This window comes from Streptomyces adustus (assembly GCF_009377175.1).
Classification (GTDB): Bacteria; Actinomycetota; Actinomycetes; order Streptomycetales; family Streptomycetaceae; genus Streptomyces; species Streptomyces adustus.
Genome location: NZ_VJZD01000389.1, coordinates 1 through 5,646, shown reverse-complemented (window position 1 = coordinate 5,646; position 5,646 = coordinate 1). Strand labels below are relative to the sequence as shown.

The window sequence follows — 5,646 nt, the reverse complement described above, 5'->3', positions numbered from 1 at the left end:
TAAGATGTGTATAAGAGACAGCTTCTGGCGTCGCCCTGGGGCTTACGCGTCCTTGCTCAGGTTCGGTCCGGCACCGCCGGCCGCCTGCTCGATCGGCGGGACGTCGGGCAGCGCCGACTTCTCCTCACCGCGGAAGGTGAAGGTCGCGGAGTCGCCCTCGCCCTCGGTGTCCACGACCACGATGTGACCGGGACGCAGCTCGCCGAAGAGGATCTTCTCCGAGAGCGTGTCCTCGATCTCGCGCTGGATCGTGCGACGCAGCGGACGCGCGCCCAGCACGGGGTCGTAGCCCTTCTTGGACAGCAGCTCCTTGGCGGACTGGGAGAGCTCGATGCCCATGTCCCGGTCCTTCAGGCGCTCGTCCACCTTGCCGACCATCAGGTCGACGATCCGCAGGATGTCCGCCTGGGTCAGCTGCGGGAAGACGACCACGTCGTCGACGCGGTTGAGGAACTCGGGCCGGAAGTGCTGCTTGAGCTCGTCCGAGACCTTGTTCTTCATGCGCTCGTAGTTGGTCTTCGTGTCGCCCGAGGCCGCGAAGCCCAGGTTGAAGCCCTTGGAGATGTCCCGGGTGCCGAGGTTGGTCGTCATGATGATGACCGTGTTCTTGAAGTCCACGACCCGGCCCTGGGAGTCGGTCAGGCGACCGTCCTCCAGGATCTGGAGCAGCGAGTTGAAGATGTCCGGGTGGGCCTTCTCGACCTCGTCGAAGAGGACGACGGAGAACGGCTTGCGGCGGACCTTCTCGGTCAGCTGGCCGCCCTCCTCGTAGCCCACGTAGCCGGGGGGCGAACCGAAGAGACGCGAGACCGTGTGCTTCTCGCTGAACTCCGACATGTCGAGGGAGATCAGCGCGTCCTCGTCGCCGAAGAGGAACTCGGCGAGCGCCTTGGACAGCTCGGTCTTACCGACACCGGACGGGCCGGCGAAGATGAACGAGCCACCGGGGCGCTTCGGGTCCTTCAGACCGGCACGCGTACGGCGGATCGCCTTCGACAGCGCCTTGACGGCGTCGACCTGGCCGATGACCCGCTTGTGGAGCTCGTCCTCCATGCGCAGCAGGCGGGACGACTCCTCCTCGGTCAGCTTGAAGACCGGGATGCCGGTGGCGGTCGCGAGGACCTCGGCGATCAGCTCGCCGTCGACCTCGGCGACGACGTCCATGTCGCCGGCCTTCCACTCCTTCTCCCGCTTGGCCTTGGCGGCGAGGAGCTGCTTCTCCTTGTCGCGCAGGGAGGCGGCCTTCTCGAAGTCCTGCGAGTCGATCGCGGACTCCTTGTCCCGGCGGACGGCGGCGATCTTCTCGTCGAACTCGCGCAGGTCCGGCGGCGCGGTCATCCGGCGGATACGCATCCGGGAGCCGGCCTCGTCGATCAGGTCGATCGCCTTGTCCGGCAGGAAGCGGTCCGAGATGTACCGGTCGGCCAGGGTGGCGGCCTGGACCAGTGCCTCGTCCGTGATGGACACGCGGTGGTGCGCCTCGTAGCGGTCGCGCAGACCCTTGAGGATCTCGATCGTGTGCGGCAGGGACGGCTCCGCGACCTGGATGGGCTGGAAGCGGCGCTCCAGGGCCGCGTCCTTCTCCAGGTGCTTGCGGTACTCGTCCAGCGTGGTCGCACCGATGGTCTGGAGCTCGCCACGGGCCAGCATCGGCTTCAGGATCGAAGCGGCGTCGATGGCGCCCTCGGCCGCGCCGGCACCGACCAGCGTGTGCAGCTCGTCGATGAACAGGATGATGTCGCCGCGGGTGCGGATCTCCTTGAGGACCTTCTTCAGGCGCTCCTCGAAGTCACCGCGGTAGCGGGAACCGGCGACCAGGGCACCCAGGTCGAGGGTGTAGAGGTGCTTGTCCTTGAGGGTCTCGGGCACCTCGCCCTTGACGATGGCCTGGGCGAGGCCCTCGACGACGGCGGTCTTGCCGACGCCGGGCTCACCGATCAGCACCGGGTTGTTCTTGGTACGGCGGGACAGCACCTGCATGACCCGCTCGATCTCCTTCTCGCGCCCGATGACCGGGTCGAGCTTGGACTCACGAGCGGCCTGGGTGAGGTTCCGGCCGAACTGGTCGAGGACCAGGGACGTCGAGGGAGTGCCCTCGGCAGGCCCGCCGGCGGTGGCGGTCTCCTTGCCCTGGTAGCCCGACAGCAGCTGGATGACCTGCTGGCGGACGCGATTGAGATCGGCACCCAGCTTGACCAGGACCTGGGCGGCGACGCCCTCGCCCTCACGGATCAGGCCGAGCAGGATGTGCTCGGTGCCGATGTAGTTGTGGCCGAGCTGAAGAGCCTCGCGGAGCGACAGCTCCAGGACCTTCTTGGCACGGGGGGTGAAGGGGATGTGCCCGGACGGGGCCTGCTGGCCCTGGCCGATGATCTCCTCCACCTGCTGGCGGACCGCCTCGAGCGAAATCCCGAGGCTCTCAAGGGCCTTGGCGGCGACACCCTCACCCTCGTGGATCAGGCCCAGGAGGATGTGCTCGGTGCCGATGTAGTTGTGGTTGAGCATCCGGGCTTCTTCCTGAGCCAGGACGACAACCCGCCGCGCGCGGTCGGTGAACCTCTCGAACATCGTTAATCGCTCCTCAGAGCGGTCAGGCAGTGGGGGGAACTTCCCCTCCCTGTCCTTCCGCAGCTTAGTCCCGCGAGCGGGGACCGCTCATTCCAACTGCCGACACCGTCCTTGGCCTCCTGACCCCGAACGCCGACATCTGCTCCAACCCGATGGTGCGAGACGATGTTCCCGCAGGCCAGGCAGTTACCCTCACCAGCAGTACGCCGATGGCGAACGTGAGACGGCCTTTCCTGCGTGTCGCCCCCTCCCACTAGGGATGTCTTACCCGTGGGAGCCGACAGTCCATGCCGCGCGCACCGATTCCCTCCGCTACGGGCGAACAACCTCACGCCTCCCCGCACCCCCGCACGCCCCCTTGAATTCTCACTCTGTGCAGCCATCGGTGCACCCAGCGTAACTCGGGGGGATTTGGGACGGTTGCACTTGGCATGGTTGGCTCAGTCACCGCGGTGCCCCCTTCCCGTCCGCTCCCGGCTCCGGACGACCGGACGCGGCACTGGTACGAGAACGCGCTGGGCTGGACGACCGTGCCCGGGGAACCGGTACGACTGGTCACGGGCCTGCGCTTCGACGTCCTGGACGTGCCCGCCGAGGCGGGTCTCGCGGCCCTGAGGCACCTGGCGCCGGACTCTCCGGTGGCCCTGAAGGGCGACCGGATGCGGCTGCTGACGGCCGTCGGCAGCGCGGAGGAGCTGCCGGGACTCCTGGACTGGCTGGAGTGGGGCGCGCTGGCGCCCGATCTGGTGGCGCTCGGCGCGGGCGGACGCACGGAGGCGCCGCTACCGCCCGGCCCGGGGCCGGTCGGCGGCCCGCAGATCCTCCCGGACGGCTGCCGGCCTCTTCAGGGGGCCGCGGTGTGGTTGCGGCCCCCCGTGCCGGGACGCGAGGTCGAGGCGTCGCTGCCGACGCTGTCGGCCGTGGGGGGCGGCGGGGGCGGCAGAGGCGCCCCCGATCTCGCACGCCTCGTGGACACGGTGGCCACGCGGTGCCACCGTGCCAGGCTGCGGCGCGCAGGCGTTCAGCCGTTGGCCTTCTCGTAGGCCTCGCGGATCATCGCGGGAACACGGCCGCGGTCGTTGACCTCGAAACCGTTCTCCTTGGCCCAGGCGCGGATCTGCGCGGTGTCCTGGCTGCCACCGGACGCGGCGCGCGCCTTTCCACGACCACCCGAAGCGCGGCCTCCGGTACGCCGACCACCCTTCACATAGGGGTCGAGAAGGCTGCGCAGCTTGTCCGCATTGACGGTCGTGAGATCGATCTCGTACGTCTTGCCGTCCAGCGCGAACGTCACGGTCTCGTCCGCCTCGCCGCCGTCGAGGTCGTCGACAAGAAGGACCTGAACCTTCTGTGCCACCGGATTTCCTTTCATCGAAAACGTGAGGGCCGGGGGTCTGCGGCGTCCGCCGTTTCGCCGCCCCTTGTTATATCCACTACTGCAGTACGTCGGAAAGCAAACCGCTTTTGCGGGAAAAACACAAACCCCCGGCAGAGACCCAAGGGCCGCCCCGGCCCCGGAAACATGCGCGTTTCGGACATAGGGAACCTGGGCAGCGTCCGTTGGGTTGTCCGTGCTTGTGCCCCGGCGGAATATGCCTTGAGGAACCGCGCGATGCCCGGCGATCACAGATGCAGAAGCATCCGGCTGTTGCCCAAGGTGTTCGGTTTCACTCGTTCGAGACCGAGGAACTCCGCGACGCCCTCGTCATAGGAGCGCATGAGTTCCGCGTACACATCGGCGTCGACCGGCGTCTCGCCGATCTCCACGAAGCCGTGCCCGACGAAGAAGTCCACTTCGAAGGTCAGACAGAAAACCCGGCGAACGCCGAGCCGGCGAGCGGTGTCCAGCAACTTCTCCAGCAGCCGATGGCCGACGCCGTGGCCCTTGAGGCCGGGCTTCACCGCGAGGGTGCGCACTTCCGCGAGGTCTTCCCACATGACGTGCAGCGCGCCGCAGCCGACCACCTCGGCGTTGTCGTCCCGTTCGGCGACCCAGAACTCCTGGATGTCCTCGTAAAGCGTCACCATCGCTTTGTCGAGCAGGATGCCGTCCCGGGCGTACGCGTCAAGGAGTCGGCGCACGGCCCGGACATCGCCGGTCCGGGCCCGCCGGACCGTGATGGTTTTAGCGACTTCGAGGCTCTCTGACATGAGCGGACGCTATCGCCCGCCGCCCTTCGCCGCCGAGCCGGGGTTCTCCCGCGGCGGCGTATCGGGCGCGTCCGTATCACCGGCATCGCCGGCCGTATCGGGGGTGCGGGCGGGTCCGGGCGTTTCCGGTACCTGGACGATGCGCATGGCGTCCGACAGGGCCTGCCGCTGTTCGTCGCTCATCATGCCGAAGAAGGCGACGAGAGCTGCGGCGGCGTTGTCGCTCTGCGCCCAGGCGTCGTTCATCAGCGCGGCCGCGTAGGCGGCACGGGTGGAGACCGCCTCATATCTATAGGCCCGGCCTTCCGCCTCCCGGCGCACCCAGCCCTTCTGATGGAGATTGTCCAAAACGGTCATCACCGTGGTGTAGGCGATGGTCCGTTCCCGCTGTAGGTCTTCCAGGACTTCTCGAACGGTGACCGGGCGGTTCCACTTCCACACCCGCGTCATGACCGCGTCTTCGAGTTCTCCCAATGGGCGAGGCACAGCTCAGAACAATAGTGGGAGATCCCGGCAATGGCGTGCCGGACGTGCACTTTAAGCTGCAAACGGGAACAAAAAGGGCGCACGACGGGGAAAGTGCCCGCAGCGGGCAGGACCGGGAGGGTCCTGGCCGCGCGGGCACACGTCGTGCGCCGTCGGGAGGCGCCGGCACTCAGGGGCGGAGCCGCGGCCCCGCGGCTCGGTCCCGTCAGGCTTCGGACTGCGCGGCGCCGGCCTGGCGGGCGCTCTCGGCACGCGCGAGCGCCGCGTCGACGGCGGCGTCCTCCTTGGCCTTGTTGGCCCCGCCCTGGGTCTTCACGATCACCCTGATGAGACCGATGAAGAACGCGGCCATCACGACCGGGGGCACGAGCGCGGAGACGTAGTCCATGCCCCCAGGGTAGCCACGCCCGGGCGCCGCGCCCGGGGCGGGGGACGCGGACC

6 protein-coding genes are annotated in these 5,646 nt (G+C 68.1%); 1 reads left to right on the top strand and 5 read right to left on the bottom strand.

Features of this window, described 5'->3' with window-relative positions:
* Positions 1-42: 42 nt before the first annotated feature.
* Complete coding sequence (locus tag FNH09_RS43990) at positions 43-2,568, bottom strand: ATP-dependent Clp protease ATP-binding subunit (protein WP_152895477.1); 2,526 nt, start codon at positions 2,566-2,568, stop codon at positions 43-45.
* 431 nt (positions 2,569-2,999) lie between these two features.
* Between FNH09_RS43990 and FNH09_RS43980 the strand changes: the two genes are divergently transcribed.
* On the top strand, positions 3,000-3,611 hold the full coding sequence (locus FNH09_RS43980) for an SCO3374 family protein (protein ID WP_152895476.1): 612 nt from the start codon (positions 3,000-3,002) through the stop codon (positions 3,609-3,611).
* Here the strand turns inward: FNH09_RS43980 and FNH09_RS43975 are convergent.
* The 4 genes from FNH09_RS43975 to FNH09_RS43960 all read right to left on the bottom strand — a co-directional run bounded on the left by FNH09_RS43975 (position 3,590) and on the right by FNH09_RS43960 (position 5,593).
* Positions 3,590-3,925 carry an Lsr2 dimerization domain-containing protein gene (locus tag FNH09_RS43975; protein ID WP_162470015.1) on the bottom strand — a complete coding sequence of 112 codons (336 nt, stop codon included), beginning with the start codon at positions 3,923-3,925 and terminating at the stop codon, positions 3,590-3,592. The two genes, FNH09_RS43980 and FNH09_RS43975, sit on opposite strands and share 22 nt — an antisense overlap.
* Before the next feature lie 266 nt (positions 3,926-4,191).
* Complete coding sequence (locus FNH09_RS43970) at positions 4,192-4,719, bottom strand: amino-acid N-acetyltransferase (RefSeq protein ID WP_152895474.1); 528 nt, start codon at positions 4,717-4,719, stop codon at positions 4,192-4,194.
* 9 nt (positions 4,720-4,728) lie between these two features.
* Complete coding sequence (locus FNH09_RS43965) at positions 4,729-5,169, bottom strand: BlaI/MecI/CopY family transcriptional regulator (protein ID WP_152895473.1); 441 nt, start codon at positions 5,167-5,169, stop codon at positions 4,729-4,731.
* A gap of 241 nt (positions 5,170-5,410) precedes the next feature.
* The gene (locus FNH09_RS43960) at positions 5,411-5,593 is read right to left on the bottom strand and encodes a hypothetical protein (protein ID WP_152895472.1); all 183 of its coding nucleotides are present in this window, start codon (positions 5,591-5,593) and stop codon (positions 5,411-5,413) included.
* Positions 5,594-5,646 lie beyond the last annotated feature (53 nt).